A 17921-nucleotide genomic window follows, 5' to 3' on the forward strand; every position below is an offset into this window, starting at 1 on the left:
AACTCGCGACCCCAACCTTGGCAAGGTTATGCTCTACCAACTGAGCTATTCCCGCGTGCCGCTTATAATACATTAAGCGAAACATGGGTCAACAACTTTATGCAAATAAATATGCTGATTGCATAAAATAAAAACAGAAATGAGCAATTAGATGTATTTTTATCGTTAAGTTGCCGAATAAATAGACATTTTGTTTGAGGCCAAAGCATACAAGAGCAACTTTTGTTTGTGTGTAGACAGGGTATACTAGGTTCAAATATACGAATAATCGTAAAGGAAAAGCTATGAGCCTTGAACAACAATTGATTGAACGGTTACAAACCCTTGCACCTAGCCATTTGGAAGTTATTAATGAGTCGGCTGGACATGGTGGTTATTTCCCAGGTAAAGAGTCACATTTTAAAGTGATTGTAGTGAGTGAAGAATTTAACGGATTACGTTTAGTTCAACGTCATCAAAAAGTTTATGCCTTAGCTTCAGACTTAATGAATCCAGGTCAAATTCACGCTTTAGCAATTCATGCCTATTTACCAAGTGAGTGGCAAGGACAAGCACCTGCTAGCCCAGAATGTGCACATGCACCTAAAAGCTAAGGGCTAATTTCATGGATGCACATTTACTCACTAAAATTATTCATATGACTGCCGTGGCTGCCGCACTTATGGTTTTTGTCTTGCGCGCTTCAACTCTGTTTGTAGGCGTGCAAGGGGAGCAACCAAACCCCGCGGGACGTAAAATATTAGTTGCCTTACAGCATCTATCATTTACCGTAGTTTTTATTACGGGCGCAATTTTATTGGTCATGAAAGACTTTCAGGTACAGCCGTGGTTTTACGCTAAAATTATTCTATTTTTAGTCTTGTTATCTTCGCTGATGAAAGCCTTTAAAAAAGATGACACTCTTTTATTGGCACAACGTAGGGCGGGTTTAATCATTAGTGCGATCGCATTTATTGCTATTATTATTTTAGTAATTGTGAAACCTGTTTTTGCTTAATTGTTCTACATTCTTTGCCTTTTTGCTTAAGCTCTAGGTTAAACTGCGTACAGTAAAAAAATATGCAGAGGGAAACATGTTAACTCGTGTGGTGTTTAACCAAAAAGGCGGTGTAGGGAAATCAAGTATTACTGTAAATTTGGCCGCAATTAGTGCCAAACATGGCTTAAGGACGTTGGTCATTGATCTTGATCCTCAAGCCAACTCTAGTCAGTACCTTTTAGGGGATGACGCAACCTATTCTGCTGAAAAATCAATTTTAGAACCAAATATCGAAAATTTCTTTGATGATGTGTTGGGAAATAATCAACAAAAGGGGTTAATCGGTAATGCATTAGGTTCGATTTTAAAAGCCCCACGAAATAAAGATATTGATAGCTTTGTACACTCAACTCCCTTTGCAAAATTAGATGTGCTTCCTGCTAGCCCAACACTTGGTGCTCTTGAACATGCTCTTGAAAGTAAACATAAAATTTATAAATTACGTGATTCAATTCAAAACTTAATTGGACGATATGATCGTATCTATATAGATACACCACCTGCATTTAACTTTTTTACTTTATCGGCACTCATAGCAGCAGATAAAGTCTTAATTCCCTTCGATTGTGATGTCTTTTCAAAGCGTGCGTTACAAACATTGATTGAAAATGTTCTCGAAACGCAAGATGATCATAATGATCGCTTGGAAATTGAAGGAATTGTCGTCAACCAATTTCAAGCTCAAGCAAAATTACCTCGGGAAGTGGTTCAGCAGTTGAAAGATGAAGGGTTGCCTGTACTTAATAGCATGTTACCGCCTTCGGTTTTAATGAAAGAATCGCATCAGAAAAATTTACCTTTGGCTCATTTGGCACCAGAACATAAATTGACTCAAGCTTATGAGACATTGTTTGGTGAAATTGAGCCAAAACGATAAGAGAAAAATGATGAAAGGCTTATATATTGCGCCTTTGGTGGCAGCCACTTTATTACTCGGCGCTTGTGCTACGACGGTAAAACCGACTTACGTGTCTCCGACTCAATATCAATCTTTGGGCTGTCAGCAGCTACAAAGTGAATATAACCGTATCCAACAATATATCGATAATGGTGTACAAACTCCGAAAAGTACCGGTATGGGTGTTGGACTTGGACTCGGCGGTGGTTGGGGACGAGGCGGTTGGGGATTCGGTCCATCTATCTCTGTAAATATGGGACAATCTTCTTCAACGAAAAATACCGAACTTTCACGTGTTTTAGGTCAGCAAGAAGCAATAGTTCAGGCTGCTCAGTTTAAAAATTGCCCGATTATTGTTCGAAAAAAGGTGAATTAATAGTCGATTTTGCATCACAATATGCTAATTAAGGCATATTGTGATGAATAAAGTTTAGCAAAATGTTTCATAATAAAATTAATATAAATCAATGTATTTTAAATTTTAAAGCTTAATAAATTCTGTATTTTCTATAATCAAAAGCCCTCACAAACTTGCTATATTTTGCCTATTTCGTTTAAGGTGGCCCCATCTTGGATGTTGTGGAAATTTTATGATTGAGAGTTGGTTTTTTGTATTGGCAATGTTGGCTGTTTTGCTTATTCCGGGGCCGACAAATGCTTTACTTGCAACCGCTGCTCATTCTCAAGGTTTATCTAAAGCATTCTGGCTTATCCCAATGGAATGGTTAGGCTATGCCTACGGTATTAGCTTTTGGGCTGTCTTTATTCATTTAGCTGCTCCAATTTGGCCAGCACTACTGCTCATTTTGCATATTACGAGTGTACTTTATGTATTCTGGCTTGCTTTTCACTTATGGAAGAACACCCATTTACAACAGTTCAGTCAAAGTCATCGCAATATTCGGCCACGTCAATTATTCTTATCAACCTTAAAGAATCCTAAAGCTTTGCTATTTGCAGCCGGTATCTTTCCTGTTGAAGCATGGAATTCGCCTGAAAATTTTCTTATTGTATTTGGTGTTTTTACATTAATCCTGATTCCGGCAGCAAGTTTCTGGATGCTTTTTGGACGAGCGTTGTTAGCGGGTCCAATCAAAAAAATAAAAGCCGATCATTTATATAAAGGATCGGCCATGTTGCTCATTTTATGTATGCTTCCGGTGGTATTCCGTTTCTTCTAATTAGTCTTGAACATTGGCTTTTCGGTTTTTGAGTTTTTCACGTATAAATCCGATGATGCCTGGTAAAACACTAATAATAATGATGCCGAAAATAAGATGGGTAAAGTTATCTTTAACGATTGGCATATTTCCAAATAAATAGCCTAAAGTGACAAAAGAAGCGACCCAACACAATGCTCCAATCAGGTTATAAGTTAGGAAAAACTTATAGTTCATGCTACCAGCCCCAGCAACAAAAGGCGCAAAGGTGCGGGCAAATGGAACGAAGCGAGCAAAAATAATCGTCTTGCCGCCATGGCGAGCAAAGAATTCTTGAGTTTTAACTAAGTGCTGTTTATTAATGAATCGGGAATTCATTTCAAACACACGTGGACCGATAAAACGTCCAATATGGTAGTTTACTGTGTCACCTAAAACGGCAGCAATGAAGAGTAGAGTGCCCAGTACCCATGGATCCATCGAACCTGTAGATGCTGCTAAAGCACCAGCTGCAAATAGCAAACTATCTCCCGGCAAGAACGGCATAACCACTAAACCGGTTTCAACAAAAATAATTAAAAATAGAATGCCATAAATCCACGTTCCGTAATTTATAATAAATTCGGCGAGATGTTGATCAACGTGTAGAATAAAATCAATAAGTTCCATGATAAGAGCAAGTGGTAAACCGTGCTCAAATCCTAGCAGTGAGCCTATAGAAAGTCAGTATAAAGCATCAAAAAAATACAAATTGATCATCTCGTTTATGCAACGATATATATGGATTTTGAGTATTTAATTATCAATGTCCCAAACCTAGAATGAGCTCATCAATAAATAAGCATTTAAATAAAGGTGGCAATATGTTTAATCCAAATGTAGTGGTCAAAAATATCGTAACGCAATCAGGCGCAGACAGTTTCATTAGCCTTATTGCGCGTCTTCTTATCGCCTATATCTTCCTTGTTGCAGGTTGGGGGAAAATTACCGGTTATGCAGCAACTGCTGGATATATGGAAGCAATGGGGGTTCCAGCTGGAATTCTTCCTTTAGTGATCTTGGTTGAGTTTGGTGGTGGTTTAGCCTTGTTATTTGGTTTCCAAGCACGCTTTGCGGCTTTTGGACTTGGAATCTTTAGTATTCTTACTGCATTTTTATTCCACCAAGGTGGTGCTGATGCAGCAGCGCAATATAACAATGGCATCCATTTCATGAAAAACCTTGCAATGGCAGGTGGTTTATTCTTCCTGATGCTTCATGGCGCTGGACGTATTAGTTTGGATCATGCAATCGAGAAATAATATTCAAGACAAAAAAAAACCGGATGATTAACTCATCCGGTTTTTTTTATTTCTAGGAACGTAAAATTAGAGCATGAACTGGATTTGTAATTCCCCAACCACAAAACCAAGTACTGCACCTACTGCAATGAGTGCCCACTCATCTTCTTTAAACGCAGGACGTAACATACCTTCAAATTCAGATGGTGTTAGTTTTTGCATACGTTCAATTAAAGTACTGCGAATATTCATAGCATCTTCTGCATAAGATTCTACGTATTTCATCGTCTCTGGAAGTCGTTGCATAATACGTTCAGCAACTTGCGATTTCATATCCTGATATTTTTCTCCGCCAATTGCGTAAACAACAAGTGGACGAATCACACCTGCTTGCATATCAATTTCTTGTTTGACATGGCGGTTAACCAGATCAATAACACGTGCAGAATGTGTACCAGAAAATAATTCTTCCATCATGTGGCGAGAAGTTAAAAGCTGTTTGGAAATTAACGCTGCGTAGTCGGCGGCAACTTCATTTTGACGTTTAATAAACAAACCTTGCCACGTATAACCCAATATTTTCTTAGGATAAAGTGGTCTAAACATCATTTGTAATGCAATCCAGTCACTGAAAAAACCCACAAAGCCGCCAAACATTGGCAGCATCCAAGGGTATTTACCTTGCGTGATAATCCAGCACAGCATCTGAATCACACCAATACCGAAGCCAAATACAAATCCGACATTACTAAAAAATTTAAATTCTTGTTTGCCCACTCGTTTAAAAATATTGTTGAGTAGGCGTTTGTCTTTAAGCAAGTTGCTAATAACAAGATGTTTAATATCAAAATATCGGTTCACATCACGTTGTACTTCACTCATGATGTGCTCAACAATCTCGGGCGCTTTTGATTGCACACGACGAATGAGTCTTTGACGCGCAAACTCTGGCATGCCTTCCCATAATCCCGGCTGATACTCTTGCGCAACATCACGGGTAATATCTTCAGCTGCGGCAAGCAGTGGTTTTTCTATTTCTTTGGCAATACGTTTAGGATCTAGGCGTGCAAAAATTTCTTCAGGTTTAATGAGCTTGGCTGTCATGAGTTCAACAGCAATTGTTGCCATTTTCTCGGCTTTGCGTGGCACGATGCCTTGCCAACCTAGAAATGGTTTAATGCCTTTAAACTCAAGTGGCGAAAACATCATCTGAATGGCAATCACCTTGGTGATGTAGCCAATTAAACCACTCATAAAAGGAATAGAGATATACAACCAAAAATGTTGCTGGAAATCTGCAATCATAGTTTGAAGCATTGTTGTTCCTTAGATTTCTATTGATTTTGATAGGGGGCAACAAGCCATAAAAATGGATAATTGTTTAAGCACAGACAAATATCGCTTATGGTATTTACCTTTCCATGGTAATGCCTGTTTTATCGGGTCATCTTAACATCAAATTCATGGTGATGTTGCATAGAATGTGATGAATTTATCAATACGTATGAAGTTTTTAAGACTAATCCAGATGTTTGATAAATATAAGTAAATATTGATTTATGTCAAAGAATTCAACGATAGAAATGATTCAGAAATGAAAAAAATAAGATATATGATGATTTGCGGTGCGCCGAAGCGTGAAAAATGTTAAAATGGCGCGCTTAATTCTTTTGCCATTTAGTGGTTTGTCATGACTACCAATACTCAAATTACTGAAGATCGTATCCTGATTCTGGATTTCGGCTCTCAATATAGCCAGCTCATTGCACGTCGTGTACGTGAAGCCGGCGTTTACTCTGAAATGTATGCTTTTGATATGTCTGAAGAAGACGTTCGCGCTTTTAAGCCAAATGGCATTATTTTGTCAGGTGGACCTGAGAGTGTGCATGAAGAAGGCAGCCCACGTGCACCACAAGTAGTGTTTGAGTTGGGTGTTCCAGTATTGGGTATTTGCTATGGCTTGCAAACCATGTCTGAACAGTTAGGCGGTAAAGTTGAGCCGGGTACTGTACATGAGTTTGGTTATGCCGAAGTTGATATCGTTAAACGTGACCAACTGATTGGCAACTTACAAGATCGTGAAGACCAACTTCATGTTTGGATGAGCCATGGCGACAAAGTGAGCCAGATTCCAGAAGGTTTTAGCATTACTGCAAGCACACCAAGTTGTCCTGTTGCTGCTGTAAGTGACGAAACACGCCGTTTCTATGGTGTGCAATTCCACCCAGAAGTAACGCACACGGCAAAAGGTGAAGAATTACTTGCAAATTTTGTTCATAAAATTTGTGGATGTGGTGGTCTTTGGACACCTGAGCACATCATTGATTTGCGTGTAGAACAACTACGTGAACAGATCGGTGATGAAAAAGTTCTTTTAGGTCTTTCTGGTGGTGTTGACTCATCTGTCGTTGCTGCGCTTTTACATAAAGCAATTGGCGACCAGTTAACATGCGTATTTGTTGACAACGGTTTACTTCGTTTAAACGAAGGTGACCAAGTAATGCAAATGTTTGCTGAAAACATGGGTATCCGTGTTATTCGTGCAGATGCTGAACAACGTTTCTTAACTGCATTGGCTGGTGAAGTTGATCCAGAGAAAAAACGTAAAATCATTGGTCGTGAGTTTATTGAAGTTTTTGCTGAAGAAGCACGTAAACTTGATGGCGTGAAATTCTTAGCACAAGGTACGATTTACCCAGACGTAATCGAATCTGCTGCAAGTAAACAAGGTAAAGCACACGTTATTAAATCTCACCACAATGTGGGTGGCTTACCAGACGATTTAGAGTTTGAGTTAGTTGAACCTTTACGTGACTTGTTTAAAGATGAAGTTCGTAAATTAGGTACGACACTTGGCTTACCACACAGCATGATTTACCGTCATCCATTCCCGGGCCCTGGTTTAGGTGTTCGTATTTTGGGTGAAGTGAAAAAAGAATATGCAGATATTCTTCGTCTTGCTGATGATATCTTTATGCAAGAGCTTCGCGACAGCGGCTGGTATGACAAAACAGCTCAAGCATTTGCCGTATTCCAACCTGTTAAGTCAGTTGGTGTAGTCGGTGATGGCCGTCGTTATGCATGGGTAATCGCACTTCGTGCAGTTGAAACAGTTGACTTTATGACAGCTCGTTTTGCACATTTACCATATGAACTAGTTGATAAAATCTCAACACGTATTATGAATGAAATTAAAGATGTATCACGTGTTGTATACGACGTGTCATCTAAACCACCAGCAACGATTGAGTGGGAATAATTTTCCCCAGTTAGTTGGTAAGGAAAAGGACGCGTTAGCGTCCTTTTTTATTACTTAACGTTTAAAGACTAAAATTAATTTTGATAATTATCAAAATGATAGATCTATTCTTATTACTTATTCTTGAAAAAAGATATATTAAGATATATCTTAATAATTATAAAGTGATCATTTTTAGGTTTTAAAAGATGAAACAACAATCAGAACATCATCATGCTGAACACAATGGGCATCATCGAGAACATCACCGTTCAGGGCGTCGCGGAAGACTTTTTGAAGCTGGACGTATGAAACTTTTAGTACTTCACCTCATTCAGCAAAGCCCAAAGCATGGCTATGAAATTATTAAAGAAATAAGTGATTTGGTGGGTGATGGTTATACGCCAAGTGCAGGAACCATTTATCCAACATTAACCAGTCTGGAAGAAATGAACTTAATTAATTTGCTAGACGTAGAGCGTAAGCAATATCAAATCACAGAAGTTGGAGAAGCCTACTTAACTGAACAACAAGATAAGTTGAATGAGTTATTAGAAAAATTACGCCTTAGACGTGAAATTCACAGTAATGATGAATTAATCGAAATTCATCGTGCAATGGAAAACTTAAAGACTGCCTTACGTTTGAAGTTGAGCTCGGCAGGTTTACAGCAAGAGCAGATTTATCAAATTGCCGAAAAAATTGATCAAGCTGCGGTTGCAATTGGGCGATTATAGGTTGGAAATCGAAATGTTAGACCTACAGCATAAAATCAAAGAAGCGGGCCTAAAAGTCACTCATCCAAGACTTGCTGTTTTGTCTTTAATTCAGCAGCAAGCAGAAGATCTGACTGTTAAACAGATTTACAAAAAGTTATATACCCAAAAACAGAAATTAAGTTTAGCCACAGTTTATCGGGTAGTGAATGACTTAGTCGGAGCGGGTTTAATTTCAAATCGTCAGCCACAACGGGATGAAGCTAAATTTAATTTGCCAACAGTCGAGAATGATCAATTATTGCAAATTCGCTGTACAGATTTAACGGTCGCTAAACAAGACGAATTTTTAGCGTCTTTACAGTCAGTGTTTACAGCGTATCAAGTCGATCTTAAACAGGTTGAAATTATTCAAAGACATTAATTTTAAATAGAGAATTTATAAATGAAACAACATCAATACCATGTCACTGTGCAACATCTAAAAAACGCGAAAGGAGAAGCCTCTACCTATACTGAACGTCTTGAGTTCTATGCGGGAAATCATGATGATATCTTTGAAATTGTCGAACGCTTAAAAAAAGCAGATTTTTTTGATGATGAAACTACAAAATCCTTTGGAGTTGGGCTAAAACTTTTTAGCGAAGTCATGTTGGAAAATCGAGACCATCCGCTATTTCAAGAGTTTTTTCCTCAATTTGGGCAATTTATGAAAAACTTAAAACAGCTCGTTAAAACTCAAACATCTTAAGCTGCTCAATGCAGCTTTACTATTTTCTATAATTAAAAAAATTGATTGTCTCATTCATAACACCCTGTGTATTACTAAAAGACTATATTGAATAATGAGTGTATTGTTAAGATCATTAGAACAACTCATTGCAAAAGCATAGGTAAAAGAGAGTAATATCATGAGCAATAATAATGATTACGATATTTCTGATTCAAAGGATTGCGAGAAATTTGCCAATCAGTTCATTCAGGAATTTCCAATTCGCTCTGCTGAAATTGGACAGGGGACAGTCATTAAGCGGGCTTTACCTAGCCGACAAAAACGAATGATTGGAGCATGGTGTTTCTTAGATCATGCAGGCCCAGTCACCTTTCCTGCGGGTGATGGTTTAGATGTTGGCCCTCATCCTCATATTGGTTTGCAAACCTTCACTTGGATGATTGAAGGGACCATGATGCATACCGATAGCTTGGGTTCAAAACAACTTATTCGACCTAAGCAAGTGAACTTAATGACGGCGGGTCATGGCATTTCACATACAGAAGTTGCACCTGATATAGAAACTCAAATGCACGCTGCGCAGCTTTGGATTGCTTTGCCAGATCAAAAGCGCAATATGGATCCGAAATTTGAACATTACCCAGAGCTACCTGTTGTTGAAAAAGACGGTCTAGAATTTACTGTTCTTGTAGGTGAATATTTGGCAACGACTTCTCCAGTAGTGGTTCATACACCGTTAGTGGGTGTCGACTTAATTGCTACCGAAGATACTAAAACCCGTATTCCATTAAATCCTAATTATGAATATGGCTTTATGGCATTAGAAGGTGTTGCCCATGTAAATGGTCATGAGTTAACTGCTGACAACATGGTTGTTTTGGATACTGGACTGAGTGAAATTGAGATTGAAGTAAAAAAAGGCAATCGTATTCTTTTGATTGGTGGTGAACCGTTTGAAACGCCAATTTTACTCTGGTGGAATTTTGTTGCACGTACAATGGATGATTTAAAAGAAGCGCGTGAGCAATGGATTAACCATGATGTACGTTTTGGTGAAATTCCAGATTATGTTGGTGCACGTTTAGAAGCCCCTGTTCTTCCAGATCAAATGAGAGCATCAAAATGACAGCAGTAATCGCAAGCAGTAAAGCAAAGCCCCTTGCTGAACAATGGAAGGGCGAAATCACCAGTGGACGTCATCAATATTTTTGTGATGAGCCTGAAAAACTTGAAGGGCAAGACCAAGGCCCAGCACCCTATGATTTGCTCACCGGAAGTTTAGCTGCATGTACGCTTATTACTTTAAGAATGTATGCGAAGCATAAGGGTTATGATTTGGGTGAGTTCTCGGTTGAAATTGATTTTCATACCAATAGAGAGCATGAAGAACATATTGAACGTCGTATTGTTTTTAAAGACTTACCAGATGAAGAACTTCAGCAAAAAATCTTAACGGTATGTAGTAAAACGCCAGTGACTAAAACTTTGTTACGTAGTTTAGACATTCATACTGTGCTTGTTACAGTGTAAAAATGCTATTTTGTGGAGGTGGATGATTTTATATCCATTCCACAAATGGAATAAAACAGCATGTTCACATGCTGTTTTTTATGTAAAAAGAAAAATAAAAGCAGGCAATAACATGATTAGTGTACACCACCTGGAATGTTCGCGATCGTTTCGAATTTTATGGGCTTTAGAAGAGTTAAGCTTAGATTATGATATTCATTATTATCAACGCTTACCTAACTATTCCGCTCCAGAAACATTGAAATGTATTCATCCTTTAGGTAAAGCTCCAATTTTGACTGATGATGAGCAAGTCATCGCAGAATCTGCTGTGATTTTGGAATATCTACAGCAGCGTTATGATCAGAAGCAGCAATTTAAACCTACACAGCCCCAAGATTTACAGCAGTATATTTACTGGATGCACTATGCTGAAGGTTCACTTATGCCACTATTAGTCATGACTTTAGTCATGAATAGTGTAAACAAGCATGTGCCATGGTTAATTCAACCAGTAGCAAAAAGAATCACGGAAGGCGTGAAGGCAAATTTTGTTCGCCCACGTATGAAAGATCATATTAGTTTTTTAGAAAACTATTTGGCAGAGCATGAATATTTCGCAGGCGATTTTTCATTTGCTGATATTCAAATGAGTTTCCCACTGGAAGCTTTGCAATCACGTTTGCAAGGGAAATATCCTAATATTCAGGCTTTTTTACATCGTATTCAGCAAAGACCCGCATTTCAGAAAGCGAAACAAAAGGGAATGGGTACTAATGAAAGGAATTGTGCTGATATTTAAAAGAAAAGGAACAATTATTTGTTCCTTTTTTATTTGCCCTTTACTTGCGTTTGATCACGATAGAATCAATGCCACTGTGTTGTAAGGTTTGTTGAGCGGCCAATGCAGCATCTTGGGAGTCATAAGGACCTGAAATAACGCGGTACCATATTTGCCCATTTTCACTACTTTTGACTACATCTGCAGATAAGCCATTCAAAATAATTTCTGCACGGCGAGCGTCAGCCTGATCGGGATCGTTATAGCTGCGAACTTGTAAAATATAGGTAGGCTGCTGAGGAGCAGTGGCTGATGGATTAGCATCAATTCCTGCACTTTCTGAAGCTGCTGGTTGAGCTGCACTTGGTGCCTCAACAATCATGGCTGTACCTTGATTTTTGCTTTCAGGAATTGCCTGTTCCGGAATAGGGGTTACTTGTTGTTGAGGTAATAGATCGTAGAAACGATAGTCTTTATTGGTATCTTCTTCTTGATAGTGTTCAGAGGTAATCTGATTTTTTGCGGGAACAGGTTGCCAAGGTTTCCAAAGCATAAGCACTACAGCGATACATAAGACCGCCAAAATAGCGACAAGTGTCCCTAACCATTTAGGAATTAGGGGCTTTTTAGGCTTGTTAGGTCTTTCAGATACACCGCGTTGCGTTTTGCCAAACACGTGGATTATTCCTCTGTATTTTGATTGTTTTAATTCGAGTTTGAGTCTCGTATTACGATGCTGAAACAGTGGTTCGTATCAGCTATTTTAACTCTACAAACCACTGCTTACTATATTGCGTGACCTTTATTTTAGTGCCATGCAATATAATTTTTACATAGATTCTGGTGCAGATACACCAAGCAATTCTAAACCATTGCGCAACACTTGTTGTACATTGATTGAAAGTAATAAACGTGCTTGTGTAAGCTCGGCATCGTCGCTTAATACTTTATGTTCATTGTACCAACCGTGGAATAAGGCAGCTAACTCTTTCAAATAGTTACCCAACTGATGTGGTTCATACGCATTTGCAGCTCGCAACACTGCATCTGGATAAGCTGCTAATTTAGCAAGAATTTCAGTTTCAGCATCAAGAGACAAGCGTGCCGCATGCGGGCGAGCAGTGTTTACATCGAATGGTAAGTTTGTGCTTGCTGCTTTTTCTAACATGCGGCAAATACGTGCATGCGCATATTGGATGTAATACACAGCATTGTCTTTACTTTGTGACACAGCAAGGTCAAGGTCAAAGTCGATGTGTTGTTCGCTCTTACGCATTACATAGTAAAAACGAGCCGCATCATTGCCCACTTCTTTACGCAAGTCACGTAAAGTCACGAACTGACCTGAACGAGATGACATTTGAACCATCTCGCCACCACGCCATAGACTTACGAACTGAACTAAAAGTACAGTTAATTTTTTAGAGTCGTAACCCATCGCATCAATTGCCGCTTTTACACGAGAAATATAACCGTGGTGGTCAGAACCCCAAATGTCGATTAGGTCTGTATAACCACGTTGTAATTTATTCAAGTGATATGCAATGTCTGATGCAAAGTATGTAGTTTGGCCATTACGACGTTTAACAACACGGTCTTTTTCATCACCAAATTCAGTTGATTTAAACCAGATGTTGCCATCTTTTTCATAAAGGAAGCCACGTTGATCAAGTGTTTCTAACGCTTCATCAATTTTTGCACTAAGAGACGCTTCGCTAAACCATTGATTGAAAGTTACACCGAAGTCAGCAAGGTCATCTTTAATGTCATCTAAAATGGCATGAAGAGCAGCTTGGTGGAATACACGGTAGCCTTCACCTAACAATTGTTGTGAATTGGCAATAAGGCCATCAATATGTTTTTCTTTGTCCCCAGATAAAACGACTTTATTGCCGTCGCTATCTAGTTCTTCTGCATATTGTACGTCTTCTGGCACATCTTTGTAGACATCAGCCACTTCACGAAGGTAGGCATCGCCATCTTTATCAATAATAGTCTGTGCGATTTCTTTAACGTAATCGCCTTGATAAGCATTTTTTGGAAATACAAGGTTTTGACCAAGTAATTCTAAATAGCGTAAATAAGTAGAAGTCGCCAAAATATCCATTTGACGGCCAGCATCATTTACATAGTATTCACGGTCAACTTTAGCACCTGTTGCTTCAAGTAACGTAGCAACAGTCATACCATATGCAGCACCACGACCATGTCCTACATGTAGACTAGACGTTGGATTTGCAGAAACAAATTCAACTTGGATCTTTTTCGCCGCATTCGCTTGGCTGCGACCAAAGATTTCTTTTTGTGCTTGAATTTGATCAAGAATAGCAAAGCGCTGGTCTGCATTTAAAAAGAAGTTAATAAAACCAGGTCCTGCGATTTCAGCTTTGCTGATATCTGCAACTTCTGGTAATGCAGCTAGAACTTTCTCAGCTAAATCACGTGGTTTCATACCAGCAGCTTTCGAGCCGATCATGGCAATATTAGAAGCAAAGTCGCCATGGCTTCGGTCTTTGGTGCGTGTTAAGTTGCTTGTGTTTTTCCAGTCGGAAGGAAGCACCCCTTCTTGTTGAAGAGTTTGCACTGCATGGTCGAGAGCTGCTTGTATTGCCGTATTCATATCAATCGAAAATAGATGTCGCAGAAAAACGTCAAATATAGCAAATTTCCTAGGAGTTAGGGGAGTGGATTTAATATTCGAATAATTCTTTTTGTGCCACTTACTGAGTATTATTTTTTAAATGAATATTGCAGGGTGGACTGTCTCATTATTCTAAAAACAAATAAATACAAGCCTTCTGTGGTTTTTTAATCAGTAAATGACACTAAAAACCCACCATTATTTCTTAGGGAAATATATGGTAGTATTAAAATATATGGTTTAGGCCGCTAAAATTAAAATAATAAAAGATTTTTTAAAAACATAAAATAATTAAGTTGCTGATATTTATTGTTTAATTTTATACATGTTCTAACTAAATAGTCTTCAATTTTAACATCACAGTTTAAAATATCTATTTTGAACGAATTAGGCTTAAGCTTATACGCACAAAGAGTTTTAGAGACCATACAAAAACGTGTTTTTCTCTACTCTAAGCTGGAAAATGAGATAGGCAATGATATCAGGACACCCAAGTAAACATCCCCTTTATATCCCATATGCAGGTTTTACACTTTTAGAGTTACCACTTCTAAACAAAGGTTCTGCTTTCACTGAAGAAGAAAGAAGTAACTTTAACTTACACGGTTTACTCCCCCATATTATTGAAACTATTGAAGAGCAGAGCCAGCGCTCTTATCAACAATATTGCGCTTTTACTGATGATATTAACCGACATATCTATCTGCGTAATATCCAAGATACTAATGAAACCTTGTTCTATCATCTAATCGAAAATCATCTTGAAGAAATGATGCCGATTATTTACACCCCAACAGTAGGTGAGGCATGTCAGCGTTTCTCTGATATCTATCGTCGTCATCGTGGTGTTTTCATTTCATATCCAGATCGTGATGTGATTGATGATATTTTGCAGAACGTAAATAAAAATAATGTAAAAGTCATCGTGATCACTGATGGTGAACGTATTTTAGGTCTTGGTGACCAAGGTATTGGCGGAATGGGGATTCCTATTGGAAAACTTTCGCTTTACACAGCTTGTGGTGGGATTAGTCCAGCTTATACATTACCAATCACAATTGATGTTGGAACGAACAATCCACAACTGTTAAATGATCCGATCTATATGGGTTGGCGTCAGCCGCGTATTAGCGGCGATGAATATTACGCATTTGTAGATATGGTGATTGATGCTGTGAAGCGTCGTTGGCCAAAAGCATTAATTCAGTTTGAAGATTTTGCACAAAAAAATGCGATGCCACTTTTAGAAAAATATCGTGATAAAATTTGCTGTTTTAACGATGATATTCAAGGAACAGCAGCAGTATCGGTTGGCAGTTTAATTGCTGCGAGTCGTGCAGCGGGTAAGCAATTAAAAGATCAAAAAATTGCTTTCTTAGGTGCAGGTTCGGCGGGTTGTGGTATCGCGGAGCAAATTGTTGCTCAAATGGTTGCTGAAGGTCTAACCGATGCAGAAGCGCGTGCTCGCGTTTATATGGTAGACCGTTTTGGTTTGATCACTGAGAATCAACCAAACTTGCTCGACTTCCAACGTAAGTTAGCACAAAAAGCTGAGGTAGTTGATCAGTGGGGCAATATTGAAGAAGTGATTTCACTACTTGATGTTGTTAAAAATGCTAAGCCTACAGTGTTAATTGGTGTTTCTGGTCAGCCTGGTTTGTTCACCGAAGAAATCATTAAGACCTTAGCGGCAAATTGCGAACGCCCAATTGTCATGCCATTGTCAAACCCAACTTCACGTGTTGAAGCGGTACCTGCTGATATTGTGGAGTGGACTGAAGGCAAAGCATTAATTGCAACAGGTAGTCCGTTTGCTCCAGTGAACCATCATGGCAAACTTTATAATATTTCTCAGTGTAATAACTCATACATTTTCCCAGGCATTGGCTTAGGTGTGGTGGCATCGGGTGCTAAACGTGTTACTGAAAATATGTTAATGGCGTCAAGTAGTGCTTTAGCAAATTGTTCTCCATTGCTTAAAGATCCACAGGCTGATTTGTTGCCACCGTTGGGTGAAATTCAACAAGTGTCTAGAGTTATTGCATTCGAAGTTGCGAAAGCCGCTATGGCTGATGGTGTAGCTGTAACGATTAGTGATGATTTACTTAAGCAGAAAATTGATCAATCATTCTGGAAACCTGAATACCGCAAATATAAGCGTATTCCTTTCTAAGAATGAGAATATAAAAAGAGGAGCTTTATGCTCCTCTTTTTATTTTTAGTCTTCTAGAATTTCTTCTAATAATTCTTCACTTGGTGCAAAGTAATAAGCGCCATCAAGTGGGGTCACGAAGTGCAATAAACGGTCATGAATACCATCTCCGCTTGTACCGAACATACGCTTTAACATGGCATCAATAATGGCGAGGTCTTTAGTATAGGCAATGAAAAATAAGCCTTGATCGCCTCGACCATCACCATAAGGAAGGCTATGGCGCAAGATTTCCATTTCTTCGCCTTCATCATCCTCAACAACAGTACGGGCAACATGGGCATTTTCTGGTTTTACGTCATCATCTAATTCAATAGATTCAAGTTTGGTGCGGCCCATAACATTTTCTTGCGCATCAACTTTCAATTTTTTCCATTTTTCTAAATCATGAGCATAGCGCTGCGCGAAAATGAAACTACCATCGGCAAATACTCCAGCCTCTTCAGGTAGAAGAGCTGTTTCTGCACGGTCATCGGGGAATTGAGGGTTTTCAGTACCGTCTATAAAACCTGTAATATCTCGACCATCGAAATAACGGAAGCAAACACGCTCATCAAGAACTTCGACTTTATCTTTAATACCTTCAAAAAACGCTTGGCTTAATGCAAAACAAATATCAGAGCGCATGCTGGCAATATGAATGAGTACATCTGCTGGCACAGATGGCATGTTGAATGCACCTTGTTCTGGCTCAAGCTGTTTAAATCCTACAGGAATTTGCGAATAGAGCTGTTTCCATAGTTCAGGACCAAAAGCGACTGCTGTTTTAATTTGAGCATCAGAATGCTGAGTAATTAGACGGTCTCGTGCTTCAAATAAAGCTCCAATTTGTTTTTTTAATTCATCAATTGATAAGTCTTTTAAACGAAGAACAATGAAGCGAGCATGATCTGATGGCAATGGCAAAATGACAGATTGAGCAGTCATTGGAAGGTATCTCCTCAATTATAATTTAGTATGAGCTTTAATTATTGTGCCTGATGCGAAGAGCCGTTAGTAGTCTATTTGTTGATTTTATTGTTTGAATTCTGACTAAGATAGCTTTATAAAACAGTATAATTCCACTTTTATAGTCTATTTTTTGCTATGTCTCTGCAAGTTTGGTTCGCTTATATGTTGGCCTGTTGGGTCATTAGTATCTCACCGGGTGCAGGAGCAATTGCTTCAATGTCGAGTGGTCTAAACTATGGTTTTAGGCATGGCTATTGGAATGCAATAGGTTTGCAAATCGCTTTGTTACTTCAAATTATGGTGGTTGCAGCAGGTGTGGGAGTTTTATTTGCAACGACACCTTTGGCTTTTCAGTTTGTTAAATGGTTTGGTGTGATTTATTTGTTATACCTTGCTTATTTACAGTGGACAGCACCTATAAAAGACATTGAAATTCAACATGAAAAAAAGAATAAGTCTATTTCTGCTCTGCTGTTAAATGGCTTTGTGGTTAACATTAGTAATCCTAAAGCGATTGTATTTTTATTAGCTGTTTTACCCCAGTTTCTAGATTTGGGTAAGCCTCAATGGATACAGTACCTGATTATGGCTGTAACAATGATTACGATTGATTTGATTGTAATGGCTGGATATACAGGGCTAGCATCAAAGGTTCTAAGATTACTTCGCTCCCCTAAACAGCAAAAATATTTGAATCGGGGTTTTGCTGTGATGTTTAGTTGTGCGGCTTTATTATTGAGTACAGTTCATCAGGCGTCCTAAT

General features: G+C 38.6%; 20 protein-coding genes. 15 read left to right on the plus strand and 5 right to left on the minus strand.

The features are described 5' to 3' along the window. Positions 1 to 284 precede the first annotated feature (284 nt). From QLG01_RS01890 to QLG01_RS01910, 5 genes are all read left to right on the plus strand, one after another. The gene (locus tag QLG01_RS01890; protein WP_000051228.1) at positions 285 to 593 is read left to right on the plus strand and encodes a BolA family protein; all 309 of its coding nucleotides are present in this window, start codon (positions 285 to 287) and stop codon (positions 591 to 593) included. 11 nt (positions 594 to 604) lie between these two features. Further along, complete coding sequence (locus QLG01_RS01895; protein ID WP_004795332.1) at positions 605 to 997, plus strand: SirB2 family protein; 393 nt, start codon at positions 605 to 607, stop codon at positions 995 to 997. Positions 998 to 1073: 76 nt separating this feature from the next. Continuing rightward, complete coding sequence (locus tag QLG01_RS01900) at positions 1074 to 1916, plus strand: ParA family protein (protein ID WP_005037493.1); 843 nt, start codon at positions 1074 to 1076, stop codon at positions 1914 to 1916. Between the two features lie 10 nt (positions 1917 to 1926). After that, positions 1927 to 2313 carry a hypothetical protein gene (locus tag QLG01_RS01905; protein WP_151743829.1) on the plus strand — a complete coding sequence of 129 codons (387 nt, stop codon included), beginning with the start codon at positions 1927 to 1929 and terminating at the stop codon, positions 2311 to 2313. A 214-nt stretch (positions 2314 to 2527) separates the two neighbouring features. Continuing rightward, positions 2528 to 3118, plus strand: a complete 591-nt coding sequence (locus QLG01_RS01910) for a LysE family transporter (RefSeq protein ID WP_250374919.1) — start codon at positions 2528 to 2530, stop codon at positions 3116 to 3118. Here QLG01_RS01910 and QLG01_RS01915 read toward each other — a convergent pair whose 3' ends face one another. Beyond that, positions 3119 to 3766, minus strand: a complete 648-nt coding sequence (locus QLG01_RS01915; protein ID WP_282495712.1) for a DedA family protein — start codon at positions 3764 to 3766, stop codon at positions 3119 to 3121. A gap of 194 nt (positions 3767 to 3960) precedes the next feature. Between QLG01_RS01915 and QLG01_RS01920 the strand changes: the two genes are divergently transcribed. Then, positions 3961 to 4398 (plus strand): DoxX family protein, encoded by a 438-nt coding sequence (locus QLG01_RS01920; RefSeq protein ID WP_004795325.1) that lies wholly within the window; start codon positions 3961 to 3963, stop codon positions 4396 to 4398. Positions 4399 to 4464: 66 nt separating this feature from the next. Here the strand turns inward: QLG01_RS01920 and QLG01_RS01925 are convergent, their stop codons facing one another. Next, on the minus strand, positions 4465 to 5682 hold the full coding sequence (locus tag QLG01_RS01925) for a DUF445 family protein (protein ID WP_171056882.1): 1218 nt from the start codon (positions 5680 to 5682) through the stop codon (positions 4465 to 4467). A gap of 385 nt (positions 5683 to 6067) precedes the next feature. Here QLG01_RS01925 and guaA point away from each other — a divergent pair, with 385 nt between their 5' ends. The 7 genes from guaA (at position 6068) to QLG01_RS01960 (ending at position 11375) form a co-directional block, all read left to right on the plus strand. After that, positions 6068 to 7636: a glutamine-hydrolyzing GMP synthase gene (gene guaA / locus QLG01_RS01930; RefSeq protein WP_004795322.1), complete on the plus strand. Its 1569-nt coding sequence runs from the start codon at positions 6068 to 6070 to the stop codon at positions 7634 to 7636. A 188-nt stretch (positions 7637 to 7824) separates the two neighbouring features. Then, positions 7825 to 8352 (plus strand): PadR family transcriptional regulator, encoded by a 528-nt coding sequence (locus QLG01_RS01935; protein WP_282495713.1) that lies wholly within the window; start codon positions 7825 to 7827, stop codon positions 8350 to 8352. Between the two features lie 13 nt (positions 8353 to 8365). Beyond that, positions 8366 to 8755: a transcriptional repressor gene (locus QLG01_RS01940; RefSeq protein WP_282495714.1), complete on the plus strand. Its 390-nt coding sequence runs from the start codon at positions 8366 to 8368 to the stop codon at positions 8753 to 8755. A 21-nt stretch (positions 8756 to 8776) separates the two neighbouring features. Further along, the gene (locus QLG01_RS01945) at positions 8777 to 9082 is read left to right on the plus strand and encodes a DUF3861 domain-containing protein (RefSeq protein WP_013199192.1); all 306 of its coding nucleotides are present in this window, start codon (positions 8777 to 8779) and stop codon (positions 9080 to 9082) included. Between the two features lie 160 nt (positions 9083 to 9242). Beyond that, positions 9243 to 10190: a pirin family protein gene (locus QLG01_RS01950; RefSeq protein ID WP_013199191.1), complete on the plus strand. Its 948-nt coding sequence runs from the start codon at positions 9243 to 9245 to the stop codon at positions 10188 to 10190. Beyond that, positions 10187 to 10594, plus strand: a complete 408-nt coding sequence (locus tag QLG01_RS01955) for an OsmC family protein (protein WP_004795314.1) — start codon at positions 10187 to 10189, stop codon at positions 10592 to 10594. The genes QLG01_RS01950 and QLG01_RS01955 overlap by 4 nt, the downstream gene beginning before the upstream one ends. 112 nt (positions 10595 to 10706) lie before the next feature. Then, positions 10707 to 11375, plus strand: a complete 669-nt coding sequence (locus tag QLG01_RS01960; protein WP_035332057.1) for a glutathione S-transferase — start codon at positions 10707 to 10709, stop codon at positions 11373 to 11375. Between the two features lie 40 nt (positions 11376 to 11415). On the opposite strand, the gene QLG01_RS01965 is transcribed toward QLG01_RS01960, so the two are convergent. Together QLG01_RS01965 and argS are read right to left on the minus strand one after the other, a co-directional pair. Beyond that, positions 11416 to 12030: an SPOR domain-containing protein gene (locus tag QLG01_RS01965; RefSeq protein WP_013199189.1), complete on the minus strand. Its 615-nt coding sequence runs from the start codon at positions 12028 to 12030 to the stop codon at positions 11416 to 11418. 153 nt (positions 12031 to 12183) lie between these two features. Then, positions 12184 to 13974, minus strand: a complete 1791-nt coding sequence (argS, locus tag QLG01_RS01970; protein ID WP_151822062.1) for an arginine--tRNA ligase — start codon at positions 13972 to 13974, stop codon at positions 12184 to 12186. Positions 13975 to 14470: 496 nt separating this feature from the next. On the opposite strand from argS, the gene QLG01_RS01975 reads away from it, so the two are divergent. Then, a complete protein-coding gene (locus tag QLG01_RS01975) occupies positions 14471 to 16168 on the plus strand; it encodes an NAD-dependent malic enzyme (protein WP_013199187.1) in 1698 nt (565 codons plus the stop codon). Positions 16169 to 16213: 45 nt separating this feature from the next. Here the strand turns inward: QLG01_RS01975 and QLG01_RS01980 are convergent, their stop codons facing one another. Then, positions 16214 to 17134, minus strand: coding sequence for a Dyp-type peroxidase (locus tag QLG01_RS01980; protein WP_282495715.1), 921 nt, complete (start codon positions 17132 to 17134; stop codon positions 16214 to 16216). A gap of 159 nt (positions 17135 to 17293) precedes the next feature. On the opposite strand from QLG01_RS01980, the gene QLG01_RS01985 reads away from it, so the two are divergent. Continuing rightward, a complete protein-coding gene (locus QLG01_RS01985) occupies positions 17294 to 17920 on the plus strand; it encodes a LysE family transporter (RefSeq protein WP_174739668.1) in 627 nt (208 codons plus the stop codon). Position 17921 lies beyond the last annotated feature (1 nt).

It is taken from the genome of Acinetobacter sp. V89_4 (assembly GCF_029967875.1).
Taxonomy (GTDB): Bacteria; Pseudomonadota; Gammaproteobacteria; order Pseudomonadales; family Moraxellaceae; genus Acinetobacter; species Acinetobacter oleivorans.

What these genes read in the sequence shown, in the direction of transcription:
- QLG01_RS01915 (WP_282495712.1), bottom strand. Translation starts at nt 3,766, where the DNA reads ATGGAACTTATTGATTTTATTCTACACGTTGATCAACATCTCGCCGAA.
- QLG01_RS01940 (WP_282495714.1), top strand. Translation starts at nt 8,366, where the DNA reads ATGTTAGACCTACAGCATAAAATCAAAGAAGCGGGCCTAAAAGTCACT.
- QLG01_RS01890 (WP_000051228.1), top strand. Translation starts at nt 285, where the DNA reads ATGAGCCTTGAACAACAATTGATTGAACGGTTACAAACCCTTGCACCT.
- QLG01_RS01980 (WP_282495715.1), bottom strand. Translation starts at nt 17,134, where the DNA reads ATGACTGCTCAATCTGTCATTTTGCCATTGCCATCAGATCATGCTCGC.
- QLG01_RS01975 (WP_013199187.1), top strand. Translation starts at nt 14,471, where the DNA reads ATGATATCAGGACACCCAAGTAAACATCCCCTTTATATCCCATATGCA.
- QLG01_RS01920 (WP_004795325.1), top strand. Translation starts at nt 3,961, where the DNA reads ATGTTTAATCCAAATGTAGTGGTCAAAAATATCGTAACGCAATCAGGC.
- QLG01_RS01895 (WP_004795332.1), top strand. Translation starts at nt 605, where the DNA reads ATGGATGCACATTTACTCACTAAAATTATTCATATGACTGCCGTGGCT.
- QLG01_RS01985 (WP_174739668.1), top strand. Translation starts at nt 17,294, where the DNA reads ATGTCTCTGCAAGTTTGGTTCGCTTATATGTTGGCCTGTTGGGTCATT.
- guaA (WP_004795322.1), top strand. Translation starts at nt 6,068, where the DNA reads ATGACTACCAATACTCAAATTACTGAAGATCGTATCCTGATTCTGGAT.
- argS (WP_151822062.1), bottom strand. Translation starts at nt 13,974, where the DNA reads ATGAATACGGCAATACAAGCAGCTCTCGACCATGCAGTGCAAACTCTT.
- QLG01_RS01925 (WP_171056882.1), bottom strand. Translation starts at nt 5,682, where the DNA reads ATGATTGCAGATTTCCAGCAACATTTTTGGTTGTATATCTCTATTCCT.
- QLG01_RS01960 (WP_035332057.1), top strand. Translation starts at nt 10,707, where the DNA reads ATGATTAGTGTACACCACCTGGAATGTTCGCGATCGTTTCGAATTTTA.
- QLG01_RS01900 (WP_005037493.1), top strand. Translation starts at nt 1,074, where the DNA reads ATGTTAACTCGTGTGGTGTTTAACCAAAAAGGCGGTGTAGGGAAATCA.
- QLG01_RS01905 (WP_151743829.1), top strand. Translation starts at nt 1,927, where the DNA reads ATGAAAGGCTTATATATTGCGCCTTTGGTGGCAGCCACTTTATTACTC.
- QLG01_RS01955 (WP_004795314.1), top strand. Translation starts at nt 10,187, where the DNA reads ATGACAGCAGTAATCGCAAGCAGTAAAGCAAAGCCCCTTGCTGAACAA.
- QLG01_RS01945 (WP_013199192.1), top strand. Translation starts at nt 8,777, where the DNA reads ATGAAACAACATCAATACCATGTCACTGTGCAACATCTAAAAAACGCG.
- QLG01_RS01950 (WP_013199191.1), top strand. Translation starts at nt 9,243, where the DNA reads ATGAGCAATAATAATGATTACGATATTTCTGATTCAAAGGATTGCGAG.
- QLG01_RS01935 (WP_282495713.1), top strand. Translation starts at nt 7,825, where the DNA reads ATGAAACAACAATCAGAACATCATCATGCTGAACACAATGGGCATCAT.
- QLG01_RS01910 (WP_250374919.1), top strand. Translation starts at nt 2,528, where the DNA reads ATGATTGAGAGTTGGTTTTTTGTATTGGCAATGTTGGCTGTTTTGCTT.